Annotated in this window: 25 protein-coding genes; 14 read left to right on the top strand and 11 right to left on the bottom strand. The window is 33.5% G+C overall.

Translation table 11 applies throughout. The features are described 5' to 3' along the window. Nucleotides 1-193: 193 nt before the first annotated feature. Both ACVEGE_RS11640 and ACVEGE_RS11635 read left to right on the top strand, forming a co-directional pair. Nucleotides 194-1,081: a glycosyltransferase family 2 protein gene (locus ACVEGE_RS11640; protein WP_192500081.1), complete on the top strand. Its 888-nt coding sequence runs from the start codon at nucleotides 194-196 to the stop codon at nucleotides 1,079-1,081. Next, nucleotides 1,081-2,007, top strand: a complete 927-nt coding sequence (locus tag ACVEGE_RS11635; RefSeq protein ID WP_192500082.1) for a glycosyltransferase family 2 protein — start codon at nucleotides 1,081-1,083, stop codon at nucleotides 2,005-2,007. Before ACVEGE_RS11640 ends, ACVEGE_RS11635 begins: the two co-directional genes overlap by 1 nt. Here ACVEGE_RS11635 and ACVEGE_RS11630 read toward each other — a convergent pair. Both ACVEGE_RS11630 and ACVEGE_RS11625 read right to left on the bottom strand, forming a co-directional pair. After that, nucleotides 1,990-2,397 (bottom strand): sugar 3,4-ketoisomerase, encoded by a 408-nt coding sequence (locus ACVEGE_RS11630; protein ID WP_192500083.1) that lies wholly within the window; start codon nucleotides 2,395-2,397, stop codon nucleotides 1,990-1,992. The two genes, ACVEGE_RS11635 and ACVEGE_RS11630, sit on opposite strands and share 18 nt — an antisense overlap. Beyond that, complete coding sequence (locus tag ACVEGE_RS11625) at nucleotides 2,394-3,485, bottom strand: glycosyltransferase (RefSeq protein WP_192500084.1); 1,092 nt, start codon at nucleotides 3,483-3,485, stop codon at nucleotides 2,394-2,396. Before ACVEGE_RS11625 ends, ACVEGE_RS11630 begins: the two co-directional genes overlap by 4 nt. Nucleotides 3,486-3,526: 41 nt before the next feature. Here ACVEGE_RS11625 and ACVEGE_RS11620 point away from each other — a divergent pair, with 41 nt between their 5' ends. After that, nucleotides 3,527-4,663, top strand: a complete 1,137-nt coding sequence (locus ACVEGE_RS11620; RefSeq protein WP_192500085.1) for a glycosyltransferase — start codon at nucleotides 3,527-3,529, stop codon at nucleotides 4,661-4,663. On the opposite strand, the gene ACVEGE_RS11615 is transcribed toward ACVEGE_RS11620, so the two are convergent. The 4 genes from ACVEGE_RS11615 to ACVEGE_RS11600 are packed head-to-tail and all read right to left on the bottom strand — an operon-like array spanning nucleotide 4,653 to nucleotide 8,622. Next, nucleotides 4,653-5,933 (bottom strand): O-antigen translocase, encoded by a 1,281-nt coding sequence (locus ACVEGE_RS11615; protein WP_225738065.1) that lies wholly within the window; start codon nucleotides 5,931-5,933, stop codon nucleotides 4,653-4,655. The two genes, ACVEGE_RS11620 and ACVEGE_RS11615, sit on opposite strands and share 11 nt — an antisense overlap. A 2-nt stretch (nucleotides 5,934-5,935) precedes the next feature. After that, the gene (locus ACVEGE_RS11610; protein ID WP_192500086.1) at nucleotides 5,936-7,039 is read right to left on the bottom strand and encodes a DegT/DnrJ/EryC1/StrS family aminotransferase; all 1,104 of its coding nucleotides are present in this window, start codon (nucleotides 7,037-7,039) and stop codon (nucleotides 5,936-5,938) included. Next, a complete protein-coding gene (locus ACVEGE_RS11605) occupies nucleotides 7,036-7,986 on the bottom strand; it encodes a GNAT family N-acetyltransferase (protein WP_370566942.1) in 951 nt (316 codons plus the stop codon). The genes ACVEGE_RS11610 and ACVEGE_RS11605 overlap by 4 nt, the downstream gene beginning before the upstream one ends. Nucleotides 7,987-8,019: 33 nt before the next feature. Next, complete coding sequence (locus ACVEGE_RS11600; protein ID WP_173854621.1) at nucleotides 8,020-8,622, bottom strand: trimeric intracellular cation channel family protein; 603 nt, start codon at nucleotides 8,620-8,622, stop codon at nucleotides 8,020-8,022. 206 nt (nucleotides 8,623-8,828) lie between these two features. Between ACVEGE_RS11600 and ACVEGE_RS11595 the strand changes: the two genes are divergently transcribed. The 6 genes from ACVEGE_RS11595 (at nucleotide 8,829) to nudK (ending at nucleotide 16,168) form a co-directional block, all read left to right on the top strand. Next, nucleotides 8,829-9,614 (top strand): TrmH family RNA methyltransferase, encoded by a 786-nt coding sequence (locus ACVEGE_RS11595; RefSeq protein ID WP_173854620.1) that lies wholly within the window; start codon nucleotides 8,829-8,831, stop codon nucleotides 9,612-9,614. Nucleotides 9,615-9,629: 15 nt separating this feature from the next. Next, entirely contained in the window at nucleotides 9,630-11,180 is a 1,551-nt protein-coding gene (locus ACVEGE_RS11590; protein WP_192500088.1) for a serine hydrolase, read from the top strand. Between the two features lie 100 nt (nucleotides 11,181-11,280). Next, nucleotides 11,281-13,500, top strand: coding sequence for a RelA/SpoT family protein (locus ACVEGE_RS11585; RefSeq protein ID WP_192500089.1), 2,220 nt, complete (start codon nucleotides 11,281-11,283; stop codon nucleotides 13,498-13,500). A 158-nt stretch (nucleotides 13,501-13,658) separates the two neighbouring features. Further along, nucleotides 13,659-14,162 (top strand): Fur family transcriptional regulator, encoded by a 504-nt coding sequence (locus tag ACVEGE_RS11580; protein WP_173854617.1) that lies wholly within the window; start codon nucleotides 13,659-13,661, stop codon nucleotides 14,160-14,162. Nucleotides 14,163-14,255: 93 nt separating this feature from the next. Beyond that, entirely contained in the window at nucleotides 14,256-15,527 is a 1,272-nt protein-coding gene (locus tag ACVEGE_RS11575; RefSeq protein ID WP_173854616.1) for an adenylosuccinate synthase, read from the top strand. Nucleotides 15,528-15,586: 59 nt separating this feature from the next. Further along, complete coding sequence (gene nudK / locus ACVEGE_RS11570; RefSeq protein ID WP_192500090.1) at nucleotides 15,587-16,168, top strand: GDP-mannose pyrophosphatase NudK; 582 nt, start codon at nucleotides 15,587-15,589, stop codon at nucleotides 16,166-16,168. A 529-nt stretch (nucleotides 16,169-16,697) separates the two neighbouring features. On the opposite strand, the gene ACVEGE_RS11565 is transcribed toward nudK, so the two are convergent. The 3 genes from ACVEGE_RS11565 to ACVEGE_RS11555 all read right to left on the bottom strand — a co-directional run bounded on the left by ACVEGE_RS11565 (nucleotide 16,698) and on the right by ACVEGE_RS11555 (nucleotide 19,144). After that, a complete protein-coding gene (locus ACVEGE_RS11565; protein ID WP_192500091.1) occupies nucleotides 16,698-17,042 on the bottom strand; it encodes a hypothetical protein in 345 nt (114 codons plus the stop codon). 454 nt (nucleotides 17,043-17,496) lie between these two features. Further along, nucleotides 17,497-18,135 carry a peroxiredoxin gene (locus ACVEGE_RS11560; protein WP_173854510.1) on the bottom strand — a complete coding sequence of 213 codons (639 nt, stop codon included), beginning with the start codon at nucleotides 18,133-18,135 and terminating at the stop codon, nucleotides 17,497-17,499. Nucleotides 18,136-18,229: 94 nt separating this feature from the next. Beyond that, on the bottom strand, nucleotides 18,230-19,144 hold the full coding sequence (locus ACVEGE_RS11555; RefSeq protein ID WP_192500092.1) for an AEC family transporter: 915 nt from the start codon (nucleotides 19,142-19,144) through the stop codon (nucleotides 18,230-18,232). 170 nt (nucleotides 19,145-19,314) lie between these two features. Between ACVEGE_RS11555 and meaB the strand changes: the two genes are divergently transcribed. Further along, the gene (meaB, locus tag ACVEGE_RS11550) at nucleotides 19,315-20,400 is read left to right on the top strand and encodes a methylmalonyl Co-A mutase-associated GTPase MeaB (protein ID WP_173856610.1); all 1,086 of its coding nucleotides are present in this window, start codon (nucleotides 19,315-19,317) and stop codon (nucleotides 20,398-20,400) included. A gap of 1 nt (nucleotide 20,401) precedes the next feature. Here meaB and ACVEGE_RS11545 read toward each other — a convergent pair whose 3' ends face one another. Beyond that, complete coding sequence (locus ACVEGE_RS11545; RefSeq protein WP_173837156.1) at nucleotides 20,402-20,632, bottom strand: hypothetical protein; 231 nt, start codon at nucleotides 20,630-20,632, stop codon at nucleotides 20,402-20,404. Nucleotides 20,633-20,792: 160 nt separating this feature from the next. Continuing rightward, on the bottom strand, nucleotides 20,793-22,190 hold the full coding sequence (locus tag ACVEGE_RS11540) for an MATE family efflux transporter (protein WP_192500093.1): 1,398 nt from the start codon (nucleotides 22,188-22,190) through the stop codon (nucleotides 20,793-20,795). 235 nt (nucleotides 22,191-22,425) lie between these two features. Here ACVEGE_RS11540 and ACVEGE_RS11535 point away from each other — a divergent pair, with 235 nt between their 5' ends. From ACVEGE_RS11535 to ACVEGE_RS11520, 4 genes are all read left to right on the top strand, one after another. Next, nucleotides 22,426-22,974, top strand: a complete 549-nt coding sequence (locus tag ACVEGE_RS11535; RefSeq protein WP_173854506.1) for a hypothetical protein — start codon at nucleotides 22,426-22,428, stop codon at nucleotides 22,972-22,974. A 261-nt stretch (nucleotides 22,975-23,235) separates the two neighbouring features. Next, complete coding sequence (locus ACVEGE_RS11530; RefSeq protein ID WP_192500094.1) at nucleotides 23,236-23,808, top strand: YciE/YciF ferroxidase family protein; 573 nt, start codon at nucleotides 23,236-23,238, stop codon at nucleotides 23,806-23,808. 122 nt (nucleotides 23,809-23,930) lie between these two features. Further along, nucleotides 23,931-24,659, top strand: coding sequence for a DUF72 domain-containing protein (locus ACVEGE_RS11525; protein WP_192500095.1), 729 nt, complete (start codon nucleotides 23,931-23,933; stop codon nucleotides 24,657-24,659). A 29-nt stretch (nucleotides 24,660-24,688) separates the two neighbouring features. Next, entirely contained in the window at nucleotides 24,689-26,839 is a 2,151-nt protein-coding gene (locus ACVEGE_RS11520; RefSeq protein WP_192500096.1) for a catalase, read from the top strand. Nucleotides 26,840-26,877 lie beyond the last annotated feature (38 nt).

The following is a 26,877-nucleotide window of genomic DNA, read 5'->3' as shown; positions in this document are numbered from 1 at the left end:
AAAAAATCAATGGGGAAATAATAAATTTTCCGAACCAAAAGCCTAGATTTAGGAGAAATAAAATAGTAAAGAGCTCTCAAATTCATTTTCTGTATTTATTTTCTTTTAACAAACATTAGCAATATTACTAAACATATTGAATATTTTAATAGAATGTGTTTTATTTACAAATATATTTAAAAAACAACTATAAATGCTCTCCATTCTTATTCCTATATACAATTATAATGCTTTCCCGCTAGTACACGAATTACATAAACAATGTGTGGAATGTAATATTGATTTTGAGATAATTTGTATTGATGATGCATCAACTTTATGTACTGACGCAAATACCGTTATAGATACTTTATTGCATTGTAAACTTATCGTTTTAAAGAAAAACATTGGTCGTAGCCAAATTAGAAACCAACTCGCTTTTAAAGCCCAATATCAATGGTTTCTTTTTCTGGATTGCGACACCTTCCCAAAAAAGGATACATTTATAAAAAACTATTTTCAAAAGATTACAATTGGAAATCATAAAGTTTTTTCTGGAGGCTTGGCTTACGCCAAAAACAAACCCGAAAACAACCAACTACTGCGCTGGGTTTACGGAAAATCAAGAGAGGAAATTCCTTTAAAAATCCGAAAAAAAAATCCATATCAAACAGCTTTAGTCTCTAATGTAGCTATTCATAAAACTATTTTTGAAACGATCAACTTCAATGAAAATATCAAAACTTATGGTTATGAAGATTACTTTTTTGTTCAAGAACTTGAAATGAACCATATTCTCGTTATTCCTATTGAAAATCCTGTATTGCACTTGAATTTGGAAACATCCGTAGTGTTTTTGCAAAAAACAAAAACAGCCTTAGAAACTTTATTTCAAATTTCTAAAAAAAACAACATAGCTATAAATACTCCTTTAATAAAGACCTATAAAAAACTAGAAAGTTTACGAATTACTGCACTATTTTCATTTCTTTTCCGAAAAAATAAAACTAAACTTGAGCGTCAATTACTTTCTAAAAAACCAAACCTTTTTATGTTTGACCTTTATAAAATTGGTTATTTTTGTTTTCTAAACCATCAATAATGCCGTTTTTCTCTGTCATAATTCCGCTATACAACAAAGAAAATTTTATCGAAGCTACTTTAAAAAGTGTTTTAGCTCAAACATTCACTGATTATGAAATCATAGTAATTGATGACGGATCGACGGATAGTAGCGCCTCCATCATAAAAGGTTATACTGATATTAGAATTCGATATTTTAGAACTGCGAATAAGGGTGTTTCATCGGCTAGAAACTACGGAATTCAAAATGCTACTGCGAACTACATCACTTTTCTCGACGCTGATGATTACTGGTATCCCAATTTTCTTGACGTAATGTTTAAGAATAGTAATAAAGAACCTAAAATTAGAGTATTTTCGGCTGCAATAGAGATTGAAACAAACAACACTACTTTCCCCGCTGCCTATTCAATTCTGCAAAAAAACGAGTACGAAATCGTTAACTACTTTTCGGCTAGTTTTAAAGAAACAGTAATATGTACTTCTTGTGCGGTGTTTCATAAAACTATTTTTGATAAAGTAGGCTTTTTTGACACACAACTAAAAAGTGGAGAAGACACTGATTTATGGATCAGAATTGGATTAGAATATCCGGTGTTATTTTCGTGGGAGATTCTAACAAGATATGTTTATGATCAAAATAGCCTTTCAAAAAACAAAAATTTCCTCCATACAAAACCCGACTTTACTGCATTTGCAATAGCGGAAAAAACAGATCCTCTTTTAAAGAAATTTCTAGATTTGAATCGGTTTTCACTAGCTATCAAATTTAAATTAGCCGGAAATAAAAATGCTTTTCGCAATCAATGTAAAGCAATCGACCGAAGCAATTTAAGTATCCAAAAACGAATCGTATTATTATTACCTGCCTTCATTTTACAAATTCTCATTCGATTTAAAACATTTTGGACTGAGCATGGTTTGGGATCAGCTGTTTTTAAGTAGCTTAAAATTATCAAAATCTCGAATATAATCGTCTTCATCAAATTCTCCCGATGCTAAAACTAAACAAACAGCGCCTGAAGAAAAATTTTCCAACTCTCTCCAAATACCTTTTTCGATAAGCAAACCAAAATTAGGTTTATTGAGTGTTATTTTTGAATCAAACTTTCCGTCTTTAAGAACTACATCAAAACTTCCGCTCAAAGCGACCAAAAACTCTTTTTGCTCTTTATGTGCATGTCCACCCCTTTTACTTCCGCCAGGTATATCATATAAATAATACACCCTATTTGAAACAAAAGGTATTGTATCTCCCTGAATTACTGACAGATTCCCCCGCAGATCATGAATCTTTGGAATTTCTATTAACCTTACCTCTTTGTTACTTATCATTTTTTTTCGAATAAAACAGCTTCCCATTGTTTTGAAATAGCTGCTAAAGATAAATGTTCTACACTTTTGGAAGCATTAAATTTACAAAAATCATACAAATCAACATCCTCAATTAACTGCTTCATAGCTACTGATAAAGCATGTGCATTATTATTTTCTACCAATAAACCATTTTGTTCATGCTTAATTATTTCCCGTGGACCACTGTTGCAATCCACACTAATAACAGGAGTTCCCAACGCCAAGGACTCAACTATAGCCATAGGAAAACCTTCAAACCTGCTACTTAGCAAAGTAAATCTAGCCTGCTGCACTGTTGCAAACGGATTGGCCTGAAATGGAATTACAACAACATATTCTTCCAATTTAAAATTGCGCACTAAGTCCTTAATACGAGACAAGTCTTTTCCTTCGCCCATCAAGTAAAGCAAATATCCTTTTAAAAATATTTTAGAGAGAAAATAGGCTTCAATCATCAAACCAAAGTTCTTTACTTTGTCATCAAACCTACCAAAATACAAAACATAATTTCCTTTGGAAGCACCTTTTCTCTCTAACTTAATTTTCGAAAAATCGTACGGGTTATTAATCGTCCTCGTATTTGCCAGAGCAAATCGTTGCTGTACCTGCTTTTCAATGGCCGATGAAACACAAATAATTTTTGCTGTATTTCGATATACCATTTTGGCCCAAAAAACCGAATTTGGAAAATAAATATCTAAATGAGAGCTATGCACCACAGAAAACTTTTTTTTACTCCCATAAATCCAGTTCGCAATTAATTCTCTTAATAAATTATTGCGCGGTCGATGATCTACAATACAATCAATATTATGCGATTTTAAATACTGATACAAGGCCACTCCTTTTTTTATTTTTTTAAAGAACGTGATTTTCTTCAAGCCTTCTTTTTCTAAGCAATAAAGTGAACCTGCATAAGGATAATCAACACCATCATTGATTACTATATTGTGTACCTCAAAATTCAAATCACTTAAAATAAAACTCAACAATGACGCACTTCTCTCGGCTCCACCGTGGGCCAATGAGGTCGAAATTATTGCTACTTTGTTTCTGTTTGTTGTCATTCTTGTATAAAAATAAATATATTTGTCAAATATACACATAAATGAAAGTTTTACTTGTTGGCGAATTCAGCCGTTTACACAACTCGCTCAAAGAAGGATTGCAAGAACTTGGCCATGAGGTTACTATTGTAGGTCATCAAGATGGTTTTAAAAATTATCCCGTTGATTTTCCCTTACGTAAAAAATGGGATAGTGGCATTCTCAAAAAGATAAAAATCGTAGTACATACCCTTTCTGGATTTGATATTAGCTCCTATCTAACCTACTGCCAATTTCAGAAAAATCACCAGAATTTTATGCATTATGATGTGGTACAACTCATTAATGAGAACAGTTTTTATTGCCAATATTTTTACGAAAAAAAAATGTTGCAATTTCTCTTTAAAAACAATAAAAAAGTATTTCTACTTTCCTGCGGATATGATTATCTCAATGTAAAATATTGTTTTGAAAACCCCGATTACAAATCGGTTATTCAAGCGTATTTATGCGAAAGAATTAGTGCAAAAAATTTTGCAAACGTATTAAAATTCAGAACACCTTCTTTTAAAAAACTACACGACTATATTTATACGAATACAGCAGGAATCATTGCCACTGATCTAGACTACCATGTTCCGCTACACGGAAATAAAAAATACCTAGGCCTAATTCCTAATCCAATTAACAACAATAAAATTGAATTTGAACCCCTTGAAATCCATGGTGAAATTGTGATTTTTCATGGAATAAATAAAGCAAATTATTATAAAAAAGCAAACGATTATTTCGAAAAAGCACTTGATCAAATCGCAGTGAAATACAAGTCAAAAGTTAGCATCATAACAACACGTGATGTTCCTTACAGCACCTACATCAACTCTTACAATAAAGCACACATATTATTAGACCAAGGTTATGCCAATGATCAAGGCTATAACGCACTTGAAGCGATGGCCAAAGGTAAAGTTGTTTTTACGGGAGCCGAAATTGCTTTCACAAAGCACTACAACTTAACCTCCAGAGTTGCGGTAAATACTATTGCAAATGTCGATTATTTAGTCAATGAGTTATCTTATTTAATTGAAAATCCTAACGAAATTATCGCCATTGGAAAACGTGCGAGAGCGTTTATAGAAAAAGAGCACGATTATATTGCTATTGCAAATAAATATCTAGAAACATGGACTAAATATTAAATAAACTCTTTCTAAAATAAAGTATCAAAACAAGTAAATAAACCATATTATCAATTGCTTGCGCCATTACAACACCTTGAATTCCGAACAATCCAATTAAATAATCACTAAGAAAATAAAACAATGCTAGAGAAAATAATTCAGATACAACAAATGCAATGGTTAGTTTTCTTGCAAAAAACTGATACCCTAAAACCAGAGCTGCCGCTTTAAAAACATCACCCAATAGTTGCCAGAAAAACAAAGATTCTACCTCTAAAAAAGCCTGAGTAAACAATATTTTAATAATTAAGAAACGGGCCAAATAGATCCCAATTAACCCAATAATAAAAATAGGCAAAATACCTTTGTAATAACTCCAAAAAATCGCTTTTGTTTCTTGACTATCCCTTGCACTAGCGAGTTTTGGCAAGAAATAAACAGTCAAAATAGTACTTACGAATAACATATAATAACTAGAAATACGAGTTATAGTCTCCCAAAAACCAGCTTGATCAATACCTAAAGTCTCAATAATATTAGTTCGAATAGAAAGTAAAACTAGTGGTCCTAAAACTGTAGAAACTAATGCCATCACAGAATAAGATGACAGCTTTTTTAAATATGAAAAATCAAAATCTCTAATAGTAATTTTTTTAAAAAAAGCCATTTCAGCGCTAAAAATATAAAAGACTACAAAAAGTAATACAGCTGGAGCTATTACAATGGCTAGCAACGCTCCTAAAGTTTGGTATTTCAAAATTAAAAAAATAGCAACAATCAAACTAATAACATTACCAAGGATATTGATCCAAATAACCTTCTTGAACTTCCCTAGACCGTTAAGAAGCGACAATAACACTATAGAAACTGCGTACCAAGGCACCGCAAGCGCCAAAGACTTGATAATAAAAGTATAATCATTCTCACTCCTTAACAATTGATTTGCGAAAAATGGGGCTAAAAAAAACAATCCGCCGCTCAAAACTAAAGCTACTACCAATAAACTAATAAAAATAGTCGTTACAAATCGCTCTAATTCAGTTTTATCGTCTTTTATTTCGGCAGTGTATTTAACAATTCCGTTTTGAAAACCCAGAGTTGCGACATTTTCTAAAGAGTTCATGAAATTTCTTAAATTCCCTACTAATGCTATACCGCTTGGACCTACAAAAACCGCCAACAACTTAGATGTTACAAGTCCGATTCCTATTTTTAATAGCATACTCAAACTATTTAAAGAAGTAATTTTAAACAGTTGTGATTGACTTATTTTTTTTATCCCCTTCAAAGTCAGTACCTATTTAAAATTGTTATAATAAAAGTTACTTCATCCGCAGTCAAAACGCGACTTATGGGAAGACTCAAAACTTCATCATGAATTTTTTCCGTAATTGGGAAAGACAGATCATTCCATTCAGATAACGCTTTTTGCTTATGTGGAGGAATGGGATAATGTATTACCGTTTGTATGCCATTTTCATATAAATACTTTTGTAATTCTTCTCTATTTTTTGTTCGAATAACAAACAGATGAAAAACATGATTATTGCTTAAATCCCAAAACGGAAGGATTATTTTATCATTCTTGATTTCAGATAAATATTTCCTTGCAACAACTCTTCGTTTTTCATTATCAGCATTTAAATTAGGTAATTTTACACTTAAAAAAGCAGCTTGTAACTCATCTAACCTTGAATTTACTCCCGCATAATCATTGTAATACTTAGTTTCCGAACCATAATTACGAAGTGAAAACACGATTTTGGCTAATGCCGAATCATTTGTAACTATCGCGCCACCATCACCTAGTGCGCCTAAATTTTTACCGGGATAAAAACTAAAAGCAGCTGCATCGCTTAGATTCCCCGCATTCTGAGGTTTATAATTTGAGATAGCACCATGAGACTGCGCGGCATCTTCTATTATCAATAAATTATTATTTTGTGCAATTGCATATATAGAATCCATCGCAGCCAACTGTCCATACAAATGAACGGCTAAAATTGCTTTGGTTTTTGAGGTGATTTTTTCTTGTATTAAATCAGGATCGATGTTATAGGTTTCCAACTTTGGCTCGACCAAAACCGGAATTAAACCGGCTTCTAAAATTGCCAAAATACTAGCAATATAGGTATTTGCGGGAACAATGACTTCATCACCTTTTTGCAATTTTCCAAGCTGCATATAACCTTTAAAAATTAAGACCAGCGCATCAAAACCATTTCCAACTCCTATGCAGTGTTTTGACTTACAATACCTAGCAAAATTAGATTCAAATTCTTTAACTTCATTCCCTAAAATGTACCAGCCATTTTCTAAAACTGCCTTCATCTTCTCTTGAAAAGCAGTTTCATACGGAGTATTTATTTTTTTTAAATCTAAAAATGGTATCATATGAGATTCATTTTATAAAAATCCTGACTGTAAACAGCGCAACCTAATTCTTCTTTTTGTTTCAAAAGACCAACATGATATCCTTTTTCATTATCGTCATTCACAATCCCCATATCAAAAAACTGTTTCCCTTCTCTCTTGTATTTATGTATTAAATTAATGAATAGAAAATCTAATGCACGCAACTCCTCACCTTTCTTAGTCGTAGCACCATATTGTGATTTTACCACTGTATCTGTTTCAAAAAGTGTAATTCCGGCAATTATATCATCGTTGTAATACACAGAAAACTGCTTGATATTATCCGGAAAATTACTCTTTAACTTTGTTATTTCTTGTAAGGTGTGAACTGGTTTAGCATCGTATTTCTCCAGTAATCTGGGTTCTAAAACCAATTCCCAAAAAGATTGTAATTGCTGTTCTTCAACTATTTCTAAATCGAGAGCTTCAATTTTTCTAAAATGCTTTAATTTACTTTTTGAAATCGTTAATGGCAGTGCTAAATTGATCGCCAAATTCATTTCTTTTTTATCTAGAAACGCTCCGTTTTTAATTAGAAAAAAATCTATTTCATGATTTCCCCCAGAAGAATAAAAAGAAGGAATAGGTTTAAAATAAAAAAACTTCATTCCTTTCTCTTTCAAAAAAAACAAAAGAGATTCTATAATATCTCCTACGATTTCTCCATTTATTTTAGAGGAATACATCAGTCCGCCATAAGTCAAACCTTGATGAGAATAAACGGTCTCTTCAACGCGGTTTGCAGGCAATACTGCAATAAGCTTTTCTTCATCATAAACAAGTAATGAAAAATCTTCAAATCGATCTTTATGGTATTCCATAAAATTACGATGAAATAGGAAAGTTGCATTTTTGGCTTGACCTATAAAGGCATTCCAAACTGCATAATCACTTTCTTGATATTGCTTTACAACGTATTTTTTCACGGTCAATTTTTTGGTTTTATCAAAACAATCCTACTAGTTATGCTCTAATGTAGGTAGGTACCACTTCCATTTTACCGCCATTAAACGAGTGGAAATAATTACTAATGAGGTAATCAAATATAAAATATCGTTTTCTAAATTAAACTTTTTTAATATAAAAAATACCGCTCCTCCTAGAATACATATCGTAGCATAAATTTCTTTTCTAAAGATTACAGGAATTTCATTACATAAAATATCTCTCGTAACACCACCAAAACAAGCCGTCATAGTTCCTAAAGCAATACAAATAATAGGATGCAAGCCTACACTAATCCCCTTTTCCAGTCCTAATAGTGTAAAAACACCCAAACCAATTGTATCAAATAGAAAAAGTGACGTTCGCAAACGATCAAATTTCTTTCTAAAAAATATAGCCAAAATAAAAGCAACTGTAATGGTATACACATAGTCTAAATTAAGCATCCATCCCACCGGGGTTGTACCTATCAAAACATCACGCAAAGTCCCACCACCTACTGCAGTTACAAAGGCAATTATATAAATCCCAAAGGCATCCATCCTTTTACTCATAGCCGTTAACGCGCCTGACATAGCAAACGCCAAGGTACCAATGATATCTAATAAATGAAACATGATTATATTGTATAATGAAAAAATAGCCACTAGTGTGTGTCGTAATTGTGGCAAAACTATAAAAAATACTTCTTTCAACAGACTATTGTTATCATTATTAGTCAAAGTCTTTACTCAAAAGCTAAATATTGTACGCCAAATTTATAAAACTGAATTTTCTCTATGTATCTTTGTTATTTATTTTAATAATTAAATTTTAAAATCAATTGAAACAAATCTCATCCGTTCAAAATCCCTTTATAAAATCCCTAATCCTTTTGCAAGAAAAAGCAAAAAACCGTAAGCAAAGCGGCAGCTTTTTGATGGAAGGGCAACGAGAAATTTCGTTAGCACTAAAAGGAGGTTACGAATTAGAAACGGTATTATTCTTTCCAGAAATTTGTAGTGAAATTGAAGCCAAAAAAATAGCTCCTAATACAGAATTAATAGAAATCAATAAAGACGTATTTCAAAAACTAGCTTATCGCGATACTACCGAAGGTGTTTTGGCTGTAGCCAAAACAAAATCGATGCAACTGAAGGATTTGAAACTTTCAGAAAATCCTTTAATTTTAATTGCCGAAGCTCCTGAAAAACCAGGAAACATAGGTGCATTACTGCGTACTGCCGATGCAGCTAAACTAGACGCCGTAATTATTGCTAACCCTAAAAGTGATTTATACAACCCAAATGTGGTTCGCTCTAGTGTAGGTTGTTTATTTACCAACCAAATTGCAACGGGAACTACGGCTGAAATTATTGCTTTTTTGAAAGAGAGAAACATAAACTTTTATTGCGCTACTTTACAAAATTCTACTTCTTACCATACGCAAGATTATACGACTCCAACTGCCTTAGTTGTAGGAACTGAAGCTACTGGACTTACACAAGAATGGCGTGATACTGCTACACAAAATATTATTATCCCAATGCAAGGAGAAATTGATAGTATGAATGTTTCTGTAGCTGCAGCTATTTTGATATTTGAAGCTAAAAGACAACGCGGATTTTAATTTAAAAAACACAACATGAAAAAATATTTTATTTTAGCATTACTGTTTCCATTTAGCATAAGTTCATTTGCTCAAATTACAGAACTTCAAGTAGACGAATTAGTAAACAAAACGTTAACTGCTTTTAATGTTCCTGGAATAGCAGTTGCCATCATCAAAGATGGAAAAGTAGTTTTATCTAAAGGATATGGGGTAAAATCTATTGACACCAAGGAAAAAGTAGATGCCAATACCCTATTCGGGATTGCATCAAATAGCAAAGCATTTACAAGTGCAGCTCTAGCTATACTTGTTGATGAAGGAAAAATAAACTGGGATAACAAAGTGGTAAAATACCTTCCTGATTTTAAGATGTACAATGACTACGTAACGCAAGAATTTACCATTCGAGATTTATTAACACATAGAAGCGGATTAGGTCTTGGTGCAGGAGATTTAATGATTTGGCCTGATGGAAGCGATTTTACCGCTCAAGATATTATTGTAAATCTACAGTACTTAAAACCAGTTTCGGGATTTAGAACGAAGTATGACTACGACAACTTGTTATACATCGTTGCTGGCGAAGTCATTCATGTGGTAAGCGGCAAAAACTGGGCTGATTTTATCGAAGACCGTATCATGAAACCATTAGAAATGAACCATAGCGCTGCCTCTTTTGTACGATTAAAAGACACAGCTAATATTATTGCTCCCCACGTTCCTATTGATGGAAAATTAAAAGTGATTAAAAGATATGAAAACCAACTTTTTGATGCTGCAGCCGGAATCTACTCTAGCGTAAATGATTTGAGTAAATGGGCAATCATGCAAATGAATAACGGAAAATATGGACCCGAAAACAAACAATTATTCTCCCAGAAAGAACATGATGAAATGTGGCAGCTACAAACAATCATTCCTACTAAAACTAGAGCGCCCTACAACACCCACTTTAATGGCTATGGTTTAGGTTGGTTTTTAAGTGATGTAAAAGGATACAAACAAGTAACGCATACTGGGGGGTTAGAAGGAATCGTTACACAAACAACTTATATTCCAGAATTACAATTGGGAATTATTGTATTAACTAATCAACAATCCGGAGCGGCATTTAACGCCATTACAAACACTATTAAAGACAGTTATCTTGCAATCCCATCTGAAGATTACGTTAATCTTTACAGTAACCGCATGAAAGCGAATGAAGCTTCGGCAGATAAAGTTACTGAGGAAGTTTGGGCTACTGTAGCCAAAAATAAAAAAGACAAAATCAAGATTGACTACAACCCCATTTTAGGAACTTATAAAGACAATTGGTTTGGTGAAGTTGTTATTTCAGAAAGAAAAGGACGTATTTATTTTGAATCAAAACGTTCTTCTCAATTAAAAGGCGAATTGTTTTTATATAAAAAAGGAAATTATGTCGTAAAATGGGATAACGCTTATTTTCATGCTGATGCTCACTTATTTTTCGAATTAAATGAATCAGAAACAGTTAGCGGTTTAAAAATGAAACCAATATCTGATTTAACCGACTTTAGTTACGATTTTCAGGATTTAGACTTTAAAAAAATGACTCCTTAATGTTCTAAAAAACGGACATTAATTTTTACTTAGAGTCCTAAATTTAGTGCTTGCATATATGCAAACTTATCGTTATTTTTAGAGAATGAACCATGCCGCTATGACAGAAATAGATATAGAAAAAGAAAATAAAGCAATTGCACAAGAATATAAAGAATTGCTACGTATTAGTTACCAAACGCTAACGCCAGAGGACAAAAAACTAATCAGGAAAGCTTTTGATGTGGCTGTAGAAGCGCACAAGGATCAACGTAGAAAATCTGGGGAAGCCTATATTTTTCATCCCATTGCTGTGGCAAAAATTGTTGCCTCAGAGATTGGTTTGGGAGCCACCTCCATTGCCGCCGCCTTGATGCATGATGTTGTAGAAGACACCCCTACTACTGTTAAAGATATTGAACGCATGTTTAATCCTAAAGTAGCACAACTTGTTGAGGGATTAACTAAGATTTCATTGGTGCAAAAAGACATGAACATCTCTATGCAAGCAGAGAATTTTCGTAAAATGCTGCTTACGCTAAATGATGATGTTCGCGTTATCTTAATTAAAATAGCCGATAGACTCCATAATATGCAAACGATGGAATCCATGGCCGACTATAAACAAGTTAAAATTGCCTCAGAAACTTTATACATTTATGCGCCTTTAGCACACCGTTTGGGTTTGTATAACATAAAAACAAAACTTGAAGACTTAGGTTTAAAATATACTGAACCCGCAGTTTACAATGATATTGTAAGCAAAATTAAAGAAACTAAAGAACAGCAAGATGCTTATATAAAAGACATTTCTGATATTATAAAAACATCCCTAGATGCTGAAAACATAGAATACATCATTAAAGGACGTCCTAAATCTATCTATTCTATTCGTAGAAAAATGAAAGCTCAAAATGTGAGTTTTGATGAGGTTTATGACAAATTTGCCTTGCGTATTGTTTATAAATCACCTCCCAATGAAGAGAAATTCCTAGCTTGGAAAATCTATTCAATTGTTACAGACCATTATAGACCCAGCCCTAGCCGATTAAGAGACTGGATTTCATCACCTAAATCTACAGGTTATGAAGCCCTACACATTACCGTAATGGGACCTAAAGGACGCTGGGTAGAGATTCAAGTGCGCAGTGAGCGTATGGATGAAATTGCCGAAAAAGGATATGCTGCACATTATAAATATAAAAATGGAGCTACTGAGGAAAGTGGTTTAGACACTTGGTTGAACCTACTAAAAGAAGCACTTGAAAACTCTGAGACGAGTGCAGTAGATTTTGTCGAAGATTTCAAAATGAATTTATATTCTAAAGAAATCTACATATTTACACCTAAAGGAGATATCAAGTCCTTACCTAAAGGAGCAACTTCTCTTGATTTTGCTTTTAGTATTCACTCAGAAATCGGAATTAAAACACGTGGTACTCGTGTCAACGGAAAATTAGTTCCATTGAACTATGAGTTAAAAAGTGGCGATCAAGTCGAAATTATCACTTCGGCAAATCAAAAACCAACTATCAACTGGTTGGATTATGTAACTACTTCCCGTGCCAAAAATAAAATTAGAAACGTATTAAACGAGAATACTAAAAAAATTGGTGAAGAAGGAAAAGAAATCCTTACTCGTAAATTAAAACACCTTAAGATTACCGTAAATGAGTCGGTTATTAATGAATTAGTGAATTTCTTCCAATTAAAAACAAGTTTAGATTTGTTTTACCGCGTGGGAGTTGGATCTATAGAAAACCAACAGTTGAAGGATTATGCTGCGCAAAAAAGCAATACGCTAATTAATTTCTTCAAAAACAAAATGAAACGTAGCGGGCCAACTGCTGACGCTGATATTCACAAACAAGTATTGAGTAATGATTTTGACATGCTTGTTTTTGGGAAAGATGAAGACAAGCTAGATTACAAACTTTCTGCTTGTTGCAATCCCATACCAGGTGATCAAGTGTTTGGTTTTGTCACCATTAATGAAGGAATAAAAGTCCATAAAAAAGATTGCCCTAACGCTATTGCCATGCAATCAAATTATGCTTACCGCATTATGCAGGCAAAATGGATCGATTCTTCACAACAAGAATTCAAAGCCATCCTTAATATTACTGGGATGGATACTTTAGGACTAACGAATCAGTTGACCAAAGTTATTTCTAACAACATGCACGTTAACATTCAAAGTATTTCGTTAAGTGGTGATGCAGGACTTTTTAAAGGACAATTAATTGTTGTTGTGCAAAACATTACCATTTTGAAAAAATTAATGGAAAACATCAAGAAAATAGACGGAATAGACAAAGTAACAAGAGTCTATAAAAAATAACCCAAAATTTAATAGCTGTTTTAGTTTGTACAAAAGCGCGACAAGAGTAGCGTTACAAAGTAAATTAAGTTTGTTTTTGTTTAAAAACTCACAAATTTATCTTGTTATACCTATTTAAACTTGAAAACTATTAAAATAAAAATTTATCTTTGCCAGATATGACACTCATTTCCATAGATAACAACAAAAACCAAGAAATTGTAAAAAATGTTTTTACAATGTATCTTGAAAAAAAAGGCCATAGAAAGACTCCTGAGCGCTATTCTATCCTGCAGGAAATTTACGAAAGTGAAGAACATTTTGATATAGAAAACCTTTATATCAAAATGAAAAACAAGAACTATCGTGTAAGTAGGGCTACGCTGTATAACACTATAGAATTATTATTAGACTGTGCCTTAGTTCGAAAACATCAATTTGGACAAAATCAAGCACACTATGAAAAATCCTATTTTGATAAACAGCACGATCACATTATAATGACAGATACCGGCGAGGTAATTGAATTTTGTGACCCCAGAATACAAACAATAAAAAAAACTATAGAAGAAGTTTTTGATATAGAAATCACAAACCACTCCTTGTATTTTTATGGCGTAAAAAAAGGCGTAAAACCTGAAATTGTTCCAGAAATACCAACGGAGAAAAGTATCGAAGAATAAAACTTGCAGTCCATATAAATTGCAAATTATATAAAAGACAAAATTAAAACTATTTGACAGACTAAGCTGTCGCAACAACAAATAATAATAAGAATGGCTGTAGATTTATTACTAGGATTACAATGGGGAGATGAGGGAAAAGGAAAAATAGTTGATGTACTTACATCAAACTATGACATTATCGCTCGTTTTCAAGGAGGACCAAATGCAGGACATACGTTAGAATTTGACGGAATCAAACATGTTCTTAGAACAATTCCTTCAGGTATTTTTCATAAAACTGCTGTAAATGTAATTGGTAACGGAGTCGTAATTGATCCTGTAGTTTTTCAAAAAGAGATTGAAGGTCTTGAAAAATTCAATTTAGACATTAAAAGTAAATTAATCATTTCAAGAAAAGCACACCTTATCTTGCCTACTCACCGTCTATTAGACGCAGCTTCTGAAGCTTCAAAAGGAAAAGCTAAGATTGGTTCTACTCTTAAAGGTATTGGTCCAACTTACATGGACAAAACGGGAAGAAACGGAATACGTGTTGGAGACATTGAATTAGAAGATTTTAAAGAAAGATATAGAGCGCTTGCTGATAAGCATGAAGCAATGATAGAATTTCACAATGTAAACATTCAATATAACTTAGCTGAACTTGAAAGAGAATTTTTTGAATCTATCGAAGAACTTAAAAAATTAGATTTCATTGACAGTGAGGAATACATGCACCAAGCTCAAAAAGCTGGTAAATCTATTCTATGTGAAGGAGCTCAAGGATCATTATTAGATGTAGATTTTGGAACATATCCATTTGTAACGTCTTCTAACACTACTGCTGCTGGAGCTTGTACTGGTTTAGGTATTGCACCAAACAAAATCAAAGAAGTATACGGAATTTTCAAAGCTTATGTAACACGTGTAGGTAGCGGACCGTTCCCAACTGAACTTTTTGACGAAGACGGAACAACAATGGCACGCGTAGGTAACGAATTTGGATCTGTAACAGGAAGACAAAGACGTTGTGGTTGGTTAGATCTTGTTGCTCTTAAATATGCTGTTCAAGTGAATGGTGTAACACAATTAATGATGATGAAAGGTGATGTTCTTTCAGGATTTGAAACTTTAAAAGTATGTACTGAGTATACTTACAAAGGAAAAAATATTGCTCACTTCCCTTACAATATCGAACCAGAAAACGTAACTCCTGTTTATCAAGAGTTTAAAGGTTGGAAAGCTGATCTTACAGGTATGACTACTTACGAGGAGTTACCAACTGAATTAAAAGAGTACATTGAATTCATTGAAAAAGAAGTTGAAGTGCCTATCAAGATTGTCTCTGTAGGACCTGATAGAAAACAAACTATCCTCAAATAATATTTACAAACGCTCTGAAATTTCAGAGCGTTTTTTATTTCCTATCAAAAATAGCACTAATGTACAATCCAGAAATAAAAATCCATAAAACAGAACTTCTTTCTGACAATTGGTATATCCTAAACAAAGTAACCTTTGATTTTAAAAAAAATGACAATAGCTGGATAACTCAAAAAAGAGAAGTCTACGATCGTGGTAACGGTGCCGCCATTTTACTTTATAACAGCACAAATAAAACAGTAATTCTTACCCGTCAATTTAGACTACCCACTTACCTCAATGGCAATAAAAGCGGAATGATGATTGAAGTTTGCGCGGGACTTTTGGACCAAGACAATCCAGAGCAGTGCATCATTAGAGAAACTGAGGAGGAAGCGGGTTACCGCTTAACAACTGTACATAAAGTAATGGAAACCTATATGTCACCTGGTGCAGTAACTGAAATTTTATATTTGTTTCTTGGCGAATACGATGCTTCTTTAAAAGTAAGCGAAGGCGGTGGATTAGAACAGGAGCAAGAAAACATCGAGGTTCTTGAAATGACCTTTAACGAAGCTTACGCCATGATCGAATCAGGTGAAATTCAAGATGCCAAAACAATTATATTATTACAACACGCTAAAATAAAAGGACTGATTTAGTAGTAATAAAAACCCTATTTTTAGTCTGCCAATTCAGGCTATACATTACAAGTCCGCACGCATCACCTATAAAAACATAATCCCCAAAACGAGCTTCCTACGATCGCTGTTTGGGGATTTGTTTTTTAAAGGTGCTTTGTTTACGGGCTTTTCATTACTATCCTGGGCAGCGATTGGTGTTTATTAGAAAACTAAGAACATCCATAATGTTTAAAAATTCATCTTGTATTAAAAACAAATACAACATAGTCCACATAATTTTTGTTAGATTGAGCGCAGCCAAGGAGCAATGATGGTTCTCGACTCCGCTCGAAATGACAATTGGACTGTTTAATAACAAGTATTGGTATTAAACAATTATATTAAAAATATTGTTTTGCTGCTTGGCGAGCCTGCAAACTTCGTAATCGATTATTTGCCATTAAAGATAAAATTTCTTACAAAATGCAAACTTGAATTTACCACAAAATTAGCAATCTTGCCAACGGCGGTTAGCAAACGTATTTTATGAAATCCACGTGTCCTCGACTTAAACAATAACCCATTTATTTTTTATTTTCTTAATGCAAACCATATAACCCAATCCACACTTTCCGCCGCATAGATAGCCGACAGCTAAACTTCCAGATTCTTTTTTTGTATCAAATTTTATACGGGAAAAAGACAAAACTCCAGCAAACTTATTTTCGGTTTTCCAATCTGTATATTCTAAGTCTTTGTCTGTTGGATGTTCACTTAAGTGCCTAAAAATAAATTTTGAATTATTGTATTTACTTAAATTAGTTTCTTCATTAAGCAATCCTTCATTTTCTATTGCGATTATGAGATTTAATGTATCTTTTTGGAAAGCAACTCTTTTGATTTCACATTCCAAATCCCTCTGATGTTGACCGACAGAATCCAAGCCAATCCATTTTCCTTTTTTGTCGTAGATTGGTTTGCCTTGTTCTGGAAAACAAGTATAAAGTCTTTGGTCTGTATATGTTGAATCAACAATCGTTATAAATAATTTATCAAAAATATTTTGTTCGAATTCTTATTCTGTGATTTTCTTTTCACATCCAAAGAAAACAAAAGTTAATATTATAAATATGATTTCTGTTACGCGTCTCATAATATGTTTGCTAACTTCTAGATAATTATACTTTTTCAATAGTAATCAAATTGCATGAGGGATGGTAGCGGCATCCTTTATGGCTTTTCTTTAAAGCCATAAAGATACAGCGTACAGCCCGACCCGCTTTTTTTTAGTGGGTCATGCCTAAATCACATAAAAAAAGAGAACCCAACAATAATTGAATTCCCTTTCTTTTTATTTCATCAAACCGTTATTTATTAGGCTGAGGTGTCATTCTTAAATAGGATTTAATTCCTCTAAATCCTTTTGGGAATTTTGCTGGAATGTCACTGTCTGGAATGGATGGAGAGATAACTACATCATCACCATCTTTCCAGTTTGCTGGTGTTGCAACACTGTAGTTAGCTGTTAGTTGTAAACTATCTATTACTCGTAATATTTCATCAAAATTTCTTCCTGTAGAGGCTGGATAGGTCAAAATCAGTTTTATTTTTTTATCAGGAGCAATGATAAATACAGAGCGAACAGTAAAAGTATCGTCAGCATTTGGGTGAATCATATCGTATAAATTTGCAACAAATTTATCTTCATCAGCTATAATAGGATATTGCAAGGTCACATTTTGCGTTTCCTCAATATCTTTAATCCATTTTAGGTGTGATGCTACTCCATCTACACTAAGTGCGATTACTTTAGTATTTCTTTTTTGGAATTCTGGGTAGTAGTTTGCTACAGTACCTAATTCAGTAGTACAAACTGGAGTAAAATCTGATGGATGTGAAAATAAAACTCCCCAAGAATCCCCTAACCAATCGTAAAAATTTATATTTCCTAATGTTGTTTCTGCAGTAAAATTTGGAGCTAAATCTCCTAAACGTAAAGTTGCCATAATGCTATTTTTTAAATTCAATTAAAATTACTCAAAAAAAACAACACTACTTATGACACAAGTCATAAATAATATCTAAAAAAGGATCCCATTTTTAAACAAACTGAACCACGAAATACCAAAAAATTAAAGTGACAAAAGAAATTGGGATTCCAAAACCAATCATCATACTACTCAATCGTGGTTTTAATCCATGAGATGATGCTAATATACATGCAGTTATCATAGGTGCCATCGCAGCTTCCATTATTGCTACTTCAATGATTTTTGAGCTTTGGTTAAAAACCAAAACATATAAAATATAAATTATTGCTGGAGTGAGAATCAGCTTATACAACAATCCTAGTCCCAGAAATTTCCAGTGTTGGCTTCTAGTTTCAAATCGTAACTGTAAGCCTACTGATAGTAATGCAAGCGGTGTAACTCCGCTTCCTACAAATTGTAACGTACTTTGAACCCATTGCTGAAAATCAAAGTTGTAAATATTCATAATGCAGGCAACTACAAAAGTTATGAAAGGCGGAAACAACAGAATTTTTTTTAAAATAGCACCACCACTTTCCCCTCCTTTTGAGTACAACGTAGCCACCAAAATTCCTAGAGTAGACAAAACCACAAACGAGCCAGGCTGGTCTACTAGAATTGCTGTTTTCATTCCTTCATCACCATACAGCGCTTGTATTATAGGAAAACCTAAAAAAGAAGTATTCCCTAAGCCTGCTGTTAAAATTAAACAACCTGTGAGCTTCTTAGACCAGCCGTATTTTTTTCCTAAAAAACGAAACAGAATAAAAGCTCCTGCAAAACCAATCCAAGCAACGCCTATAGGATATAACAATTGATTGTTCCAATGAATCTTTGGAATATAAAACAAAGCCAACGCCGGCAAACAATAATAAATTACTAACTTATTAAATCCTTTATACACTTTACTTACAGGAAAGCCTTTTATACGTTGCAAAATGAGGCCTACGACGATATATATGAATATGAGAATAAGGTTGTTCATAGCAGTGTGTTAGTCACAAAAATAACAAATTAGCAGCTATAAAAGCACTTCGTTTCTAAAAACAAACGCTTTATTTTAAACTACTGTTGCCTAACTTTTCTTTTACTTTTGTCGCGCTACTTTTGAAACTGTTTTAGATTTGATTACTTTTACAATTCAATACTATTATTTTGAACGATAAAAAAATACCTGTCTCTGCACTTCATGAAAAAGCTGGAATTTCTGCTCCTGAAATTATCAGTGCTACTGTTGTAAAAAACATTCAGAAATTTAGAAGAATCCAACCTTCAGCTGAAGAATTAGTAAACGGAATCCTCTCAGGAAACATTAGTGACTTGAGCAGAGCCATTACCTTAGTCGAAAGTACTAATCCAGAACATCTAGCAAAAGCCAATGACATAATAAATGCTTGTTTGCTTCATGCTAACAAATCTGTCCGAATAGGTATCACAGGAGTTCCTGGAGTAGGAAAAAGTACATTTATAGAATCATTTGGTCAGCATTTAACGAGTTTAGGAAAAAAAGTAGCGGTATTGGCGGTAGATCCAAGTAGTACTATTTCGCATGGAAGTATTTTGGGAGACAAAACCCGAATGGAAGAATTGGTTAAAGATAAAAATGCATATATCCGTCCGTCAGCTTCTGGAGATACTCTTGGAGGTGTTGCTAGAAAAACTCGTGAGACAATTACATTGTGTGAAGCTTGCGGATTTGATACTATAATTATCGAAACTGTAGGCGTGGGACAAAGTGAAACTGCAGTACACAGCATGGTAGACTTCTTTCTATTATTAAAAATTGCTGGTGCTGGAGATGAATTACAAGGTATAAAACGAGGAATAATGGAAATGGCAGATGCCATAGTCATCAATAAAGCCGATGGTGATAATATTAGGAAAGCCAAATTAGCGAAAACCGAATTCAATAGAGCCTTGCATTTATTTCCTGCCAAAAAATCAGGTTGGACACCTACTACTGCTACTTGTAGCGCCGTAACCGCTGATGGAATTCCCGAAGTATGGGAAACGATTTCTGAATTTTTACTACTCACAACTGGCAATGACTACTTCAATACCAAGCGAGCGGAGCAAAATGAATACTGGTTACTTGAAACTATAAATGAGCGTTTAAAATTAAATTTTTACAACAATCCTGAAATTGAAGCCTTACTAGCATCAACTAAAAAAGCGGTGCAAAAAGATAAAATATCACCTTTTGCAGCCGCTCAAATATTGTTAGAAAAGTACTTTAAGTAAGTTACTCTTTCTCGTAAAGTTCCATTTCTCTGTCGTAGAAAGCGTTCGCCGCTTCGATCAAACCTTCCATTTCAGTATTTAATTCTGCCTCATCAAGATCCTCAGCTTCTTCAATAAATTCTACCTCATCATCTTTTAAGTTGATGATAAATCTAGGATAATCAAGGTGAATGATGAAGATATCATCTGGAAAATCAGTATTATCTCCAAGTAAAAATTTAGGTAATTCCATTTTGTATTATTTATAAGTTGATGTCTTCTATTTTTGTTTTTTATTCGAAAGCCAAATAAAAACAAAGAACCGAATAAAGTTTTAAAAAATCTATTTCTATATTCGAATAATTGCCTTTATAATTTTAGTGTCAGCTTTTGTGCGAATTTAAAATACTTACTCATCTTGCTAGCGGTTGCGGTGCTGGATTTTCGATAATTAATCTCTTTGTTAATTTATTAAATCGGATATATAAAAACACTGCTGCAGTAGTCAACCCTGCTAGCAAACCAATCCAGATACCTGTTGCTCCTAGAGTGGTATAAATCCCTAGATAAATCGAAGTAGGAAATCCAACTACCCAGTACGCAATGAAGGTAATGTACATAGGGATTTTCACATCTTGCAAACCACGCAATGCACCCAAGAATACCACTTGAATTCCATCTGAAATTTGGAAAACTGCCGCAACTACTAGTAATTGCGCTGCAATCGCTACCACCTCAGTATTAGCAGCTAGATCTTTAACATTATTCATATCTATAAATAAAGCTGGTAATTGTTTATGGAATAGTATAAAGATAAGCGCAAACAATGTCTCAAGTAAAATAGCGACAAGAAAAACCGAAATAGCGACTACGCGTAACTGCTTATAATCACCCAACCCTTTTTGGTTCCCTACTCTAATGGTCGCTGCAACACTCAATCCCATCGCAAACATGAAGGTGAACGAAGCCAAGCTCAACGCAATTTGGTTCGCTGCCTGATTGGTGATTCCCAACCTTCCAGACAACCATACTGCGGCTGTAAACAATCCTACTTCAAAAAACATTTGCATTGCAGATGGCGCTCCCAAACTTATAATTTTAAGATTAACCTCTTTCTTTATCTTTTTTATCGAAAACCCTTCAAAAAAAGGATGAAATTTGGTCATTTTTTTCATTTGGAAATGCATGTATCCAAGCATTACAAAACGAGAAACAATGGTACCTATGGCAGCTCCTACAATTCCTAATTCAGGAAAAATCCAAATACCATAAATAAATAGGTAGTTTAAAAACACATTAACAACATTCCCTAATATGGTAGCCCACATAGAAATTTTAGTTTCACTCATACCGTCAGCAAACTGCTTATAACCCTGAAAGATTATTAAAGGAATAAGCGAGAACGCTACAATATCTAGGTACGGCTTTGCTAAGTCAACAACATTCTCAGGTTGGCCCATAAAACTAATCACAGGCTTAGATAAAAAGATTACTGCGAATAAAACCGCTCCTAATATAGTACACAAATACAAACCATGATGAAAGGCACTACAACCATCGGCTATACTTTTTCGACCATCAGCCTGAGCTGCTAGTGGTGTGATAGCAGTTGAAAAACCTATCCCTAATGACATTGCAATAAATACAAAGCTATTTCCTAGAGAGACTGCCGCTAACTCAGTAGGCCCTAATTTACCTACCATAATATTGTCGACAATACCCACGATGGTATGTCCTAGCATTCCTAATATTATAGGATAGGCTAAACGCAAATTATACGAAAACTCTTTTGTGTATGTGGCTAAATTCAATTTGATGTTTTTTTAAGAGTGCAAATATAATTAGAAGCTTTTGAAAAGACTATTATATACTCTTCAACCTAATATAAATTATGATTTTAGAAGTTTGATTATAACATTCTGTAACAAAATCGAATAATTTTATAACATTTCAAGACAATTGCGCCACTACATTTGTACCAGTCACAAACAAAGAAAATGAAAAAAAAGTGACTGTATAATTTATTAAAAAACAAATTCCACATTTATGAAAACTACAACAAAAATCAAAACATTATTAGTATTAGCAATCTCAGCATTTTTCTCTAATACCTCTTCTGCACAAGACACAGCTGCATCAAACTACGATCAAGGTTTCCGTTTAGGAGTAGGAGCTAATGTAGGGTATGCAACACAGGATCCTTACAAATTGGCTTTAGGTGGAGATGTTAGATTACAGTATGATTTGTCTAAAAGATATTCACTAACCTTAACTACAGGATACACCAATTTATTTGTAAGCAAAGCTGACGGAAATGATGTAGGATTCATACCAGCAAAAGCAGGTTTCAAAGCATTTATTTGGGATGATCAATTTTATGTAATGGGTGAAGCTGGAGCTGCATTTGCAGTATCTAATGGAAATAACGAAACTTCACTATTATTATCTCCAAGTATTGGATATGCTACAAAATACATTGACGTATCTTTACACTACGAGCACTATTCAGACTTTGACAAAATTAATAATAACGGAACTTATGGTAAAGGATTTGGTCAAGTAGGTGTACGTTTAGCTTACGGTTTCAAACTATAAAACATATTCTAGGTAATTGATTTTACCTAACTATTTAAATGGCAGTATTAAGAGCAATCTTAATACTGCTTTTTTTTGTTTAATCTTTTATATAAAAAAACTGCTTTAAAAATCAATTTCTGGTATACCAAATAACAAACAACCCCACACACTAAATAGCTAAATAACAACTTATTAATTTACAAAATTAATTAAAAATTCTATAAATAATATTTGAGCCTCACTCCGTAATTTTGGTTAAACAAAAAAATAAAAAAAATTATGAAAACTCAAACAGACAAAAAAGAACAACCAAAAAAAGATGTTGTAAAAGCTAAATCAAATGCTGCAGACGGATTGACTGAATTATTTGTAGATGGATTGAAAGACATTTATTGGGCTGAAAAAGCACTTACTAAAGCGCTACCAAAAATGATGAAAAATGCGACATCAAAAGAGCTTATTAAAGCAATAGAGAGTCATCTTAAAGAGACCGAAGACCAAATCGAAAAAGTCGAACAAGTATTTAAAATCATTGGTGAAAAAGCAGTTGCTAAAAAATGTGACGCTATGGACGGTTTAATTAAAGAAGGCGAAAGTATTCTTGAAGAAACAGAATTAGGTGTGGTGCGAGATGCTGGAATTATTGCGGCAAGCCAAAAAATTGAACATTATGAAATTGCAACTTATGGAACATTGCGTCAATTTGCTGAAACTTTAGGACATAAAAAAGCAGCACAAATTCTAGAAAGTATCCTTGAACAAGAGAAAGCAGCTGATGTTAAATTAACAGTTATAGCAGTTGATGCCATCAATCTTGAAGCTGCTGAGCTTGATCAAGAAAATGAAAATTAAATATAAAACACAGCAGTAAAGAGTAAACTACTTTACTGCTGTGTTACTATATAAAATCAAATTCATTAACAATATTCCATTTTACACCTCTATAAGCAACTGCTCATTACAAATTACTTCAAATGAAAAAGGATATTCATATAGGCTGCTCTAGTTTTTATAATGCAAAGTGGAAAAAAGTATTTTACCCTGAAGATCTACCTTCAAAAAAATGGTTTGACTATTACTGTACTCAGTTTTCTGCATTTGAAATTAATGCCACCTTTTATAAATTCCCAACTGCAACAATTTTAAAAAATTGGTATGCTAAATGTCCTGATCATTTTACCTATGCTGTAAAAGTTCCCAAAGAAATTACACATACAAAAAAATTGAAAGATTGTAAAGAGCAAATAGATACCTTTTACACGATATGTGAATCTCATTTAAAAGAAAAGTTAGGCTGCTTTTTATTTCAATTTCCTCCCAGTTTTATTTTTTCAGAAGAAAACCTAGAACAAGTTTTATCTAATTTAAATACCAATTTTAAAAACGTGATCGAATTCAGACATCAGAGCTGGTGGAACGACGAAGTAATTACTACTCTTTCTAAAAATAATATATCATTTTGTAGCGTGAGTCATCCTAGTCTTCCAGAAAAAATAATTATTGACAGTCCGCTAATTTACGTGAGACTGCATGGGCGGGAAAAAATGTATTATTCAGAATATACAATAGAAGAATTAAAAACTATTGAAGAGATAATAACTTCAAATACTGCTAAAGAAACCTATCTCTTTTTCAACAATACCGCTAGCGAAGCTGGAATTGTTAACGCTATGGAGATGAAAAATATAATGGACGGTTTTTAACTAAACCTAAAAAACAAATTACCCTTATTATGAAAAACGAAACAAACAAAAACGACGAATTTACTAATGCCAAATTAGAAGATTTAAAAAGAAATACTACCGAGTCTACTGATCAATTGATGAACACTGACCAAGGTTTACTGATCAATGACGACACAAATTCCCTTAAAGCAGGAAGCAGAGGACCATCATTATTAGAAGATTTTATTTTAAGAGAAAAGATTACGCACTTTGATCATGAACGCATTCCAGAACGAATTGTTCATGCTAGAGGTTCAGCTGCTCATGGTTACTTTGAAGTATATGAATCTATGGAGAAATATACAAAGGCAGGTTTTTTACAAGATCCAAAGGTTAAAACGCCCGTTTTTACTCGTTTCTCTACTGTAGCAGGATCGAGAGGTTCGACTGATTTGGCGCGAGATGTTCGTGGTTTCTCAGTGAAGTTTTACACCACCGAAGGAAATTATGATTTGGTAGGAAACAACATGCCTGTTTTCTTTATCCAAGATGCAATTAAATTCCCTGACCTTATCCACGCAGTAAAACCAGAACCGCACAACGAAATGCCGCAAGCTGCTTCAGCACACGATACTTTTTGGGATTTTATTTCCTTGATGCCAGAGTCTATGCATCAAGTTATGTGGACCATGTCTGACCGTGCTATTCCTAGAAGTTTGCGTATGATGGAAGGTTTTGGAGTGCACACTTTTCGTTTTATCAATGCGAAGAATGAATCACACTTTGTAAAATTTCATTGGAAACCTAAGTTAGGAATCCACGGAGTCTTATGGGACGAAGCGCAAAAAATCTCTGGTAAAAACTCTGATTTTCACCGTCAAGATTTATGGGAAGCTATTGACAATGGGAACTTCCCTGAATGGGAATTGGGTGTACAATTGATCCCAGAGGCTGACGAACATAAATTTGATTTTGATTTACTAGATCCTACAAAATTAGTTCCTGAAGAATTAGTTCCGGTGATGAAAATTGGCCGTATGGTTCTAAATAGAAACCCAGACAACTTTTTTGCCGAAACAGAACAAGTGGCTTTTCATCCAGGACATATTGTTCCCGGAATCGATTTTACAAACGACCCACTATTACAAGGCCGTTTGTTCTCCTACACCGATACACAGTTATCAAGATTAGGAAGTCCTAATTTTCACGAAATCCCAATTAATAGATCAATAAACGAAGTTCATAACAACCAGCGTGACGGGCACATGCGCCAGCAAATTAATCCTGGTCGTGTGAGCTATCATCCCAACTCTCTAGGAGGCGGTTGCCCATTTCAAGCAAAGGCTGATCAAGGTGGTTTTGAAAGTTTTAACGAACGAATTGACGCACACAAAGTGAGAGAAAGAAGTAAAAGTTTCTCTGATCACTTTAGTCAAGCAACACTTTTCTTTAATAGTATGACTGCTGTAGAACAAAATCACATCATCAAAGCATTCCGTTTTGAGTTAGGAAAAGTTGAAACAGAAGAAATACGTGTGCGAATGTTAGGATTTTTATCTATTGTTGATGAGACTTTGGCTAAAAAAGTAGCAGAAGGTTTGGGAATGGAAGTACCAAAAACACTTCAAAAACCCTTGAACCAAGGCGTAGGCGCAGATCCAAATCCTGATCAAGAAAGTATTATTAAAAAACCAAGCGTAGCAACGTCTGATGCTTTAAGCATGTTAAAAAATAAAGAAAACAACGATACGATTGAAACAAGACAAGTTGCATTTATTTGTACAGATGGTGTAAATGAGGCATCATTAAATAGCATGAAAAAAGCACTTGAAGACAAAGGCGCTATGGTAAAAATTATAGCACCTCATCTAGGAACCATCAAAACAGACAAAGGAACGGAGATCGCTGTGGATCAAAGTTTGTTAATTGCAGCTTCGGTATTGTTTGACAGTGTTTACATTCCGGCTAATGCCAAATTTGATTTTAAAGACAATACACCCGATGTAATCGAATTTATCAATGAAGCATACAAACATTGTAAAGTAATTGGTTTTGGAGAAAACATCAAAGACTTTATCAAGGACACTATGATTCCATTAGAGGATAAAAAAAATAAAGACAACGGAATTATCATCAGTAAAGAGGATAATAGCAATGCTCCAGATTATATTAAAGCACTTGCTCAACATCGTTTTTGGGCACGCGAACCAAAAGCATAATCTTAAAAACTATAAAGGCTCTGAAAATTTCAGAGCCT

The organism is Flavobacterium sp. PL002 (assembly GCF_054165825.1).
The sequence above is the reverse complement of the archived record's forward strand: the minus strand, read 5'-3'. Positions and strand labels throughout refer to the sequence as shown.

What these genes read in the sequence shown, in the direction of transcription:
- ACVEGE_RS11590 (WP_192500088.1), top strand. Translation starts at nt 9,630, where the DNA reads ATGAAAAAATATTTTATTTTAGCATTACTGTTTCCATTTAGCATAAGT.
- ACVEGE_RS11545 (WP_173837156.1), bottom strand. Translation starts at nt 20,632, where the DNA reads ATGGAATTACCTAAATTTTTACTTGGAGATAATACTGATTTTCCAGAT.
- ACVEGE_RS11555 (WP_192500092.1), bottom strand. Translation starts at nt 19,144, where the DNA reads ATGAACAACCTTATTCTCATATTCATATATATCGTCGTAGGCCTCATT.
- ACVEGE_RS11640 (WP_192500081.1), top strand. Translation starts at nt 194, where the DNA reads ATGCTCTCCATTCTTATTCCTATATACAATTATAATGCTTTCCCGCTA.
- ACVEGE_RS11530 (WP_192500094.1), top strand. Translation starts at nt 23,236, where the DNA reads ATGAAAACTCAAACAGACAAAAAAGAACAACCAAAAAAAGATGTTGTA.
- ACVEGE_RS11525 (WP_192500095.1), top strand. Translation starts at nt 23,931, where the DNA reads ATGAAAAAGGATATTCATATAGGCTGCTCTAGTTTTTATAATGCAAAG.
- ACVEGE_RS11625 (WP_192500084.1), bottom strand. Translation starts at nt 3,485, where the DNA reads ATGACAACAAACAGAAACAAAGTAGCAATAATTTCGACCTCATTGGCC.
- ACVEGE_RS11585 (WP_192500089.1), top strand. Translation starts at nt 11,281, where the DNA reads ATGACAGAAATAGATATAGAAAAAGAAAATAAAGCAATTGCACAAGAA.
- ACVEGE_RS11600 (WP_173854621.1), bottom strand. Translation starts at nt 8,622, where the DNA reads ATGTTTCATTTATTAGATATCATTGGTACCTTGGCGTTTGCTATGTCA.
- ACVEGE_RS11620 (WP_192500085.1), top strand. Translation starts at nt 3,527, where the DNA reads ATGAAAGTTTTACTTGTTGGCGAATTCAGCCGTTTACACAACTCGCTC.
- ACVEGE_RS11520 (WP_192500096.1), top strand. Translation starts at nt 24,689, where the DNA reads ATGAAAAACGAAACAAACAAAAACGACGAATTTACTAATGCCAAATTA.
- ACVEGE_RS11630 (WP_192500083.1), bottom strand. Translation starts at nt 2,397, where the DNA reads ATGATAAGTAACAAAGAGGTAAGGTTAATAGAAATTCCAAAGATTCAT.
- ACVEGE_RS11575 (WP_173854616.1), top strand. Translation starts at nt 14,256, where the DNA reads ATGGCTGTAGATTTATTACTAGGATTACAATGGGGAGATGAGGGAAAA.
- nudK (WP_192500090.1), top strand. Translation starts at nt 15,587, where the DNA reads ATGTACAATCCAGAAATAAAAATCCATAAAACAGAACTTCTTTCTGAC.
- ACVEGE_RS11580 (WP_173854617.1), top strand. Translation starts at nt 13,659, where the DNA reads ATGACACTCATTTCCATAGATAACAACAAAAACCAAGAAATTGTAAAA.
- ACVEGE_RS11610 (WP_192500086.1), bottom strand. Translation starts at nt 7,039, where the DNA reads ATGATACCATTTTTAGATTTAAAAAAAATAAATACTCCGTATGAAACT.
- ACVEGE_RS11560 (WP_173854510.1), bottom strand. Translation starts at nt 18,135, where the DNA reads ATGGCAACTTTACGTTTAGGAGATTTAGCTCCAAATTTTACTGCAGAA.
- ACVEGE_RS11535 (WP_173854506.1), top strand. Translation starts at nt 22,426, where the DNA reads ATGAAAACTACAACAAAAATCAAAACATTATTAGTATTAGCAATCTCA.
- ACVEGE_RS11635 (WP_192500082.1), top strand. Translation starts at nt 1,081, where the DNA reads ATGCCGTTTTTCTCTGTCATAATTCCGCTATACAACAAAGAAAATTTT.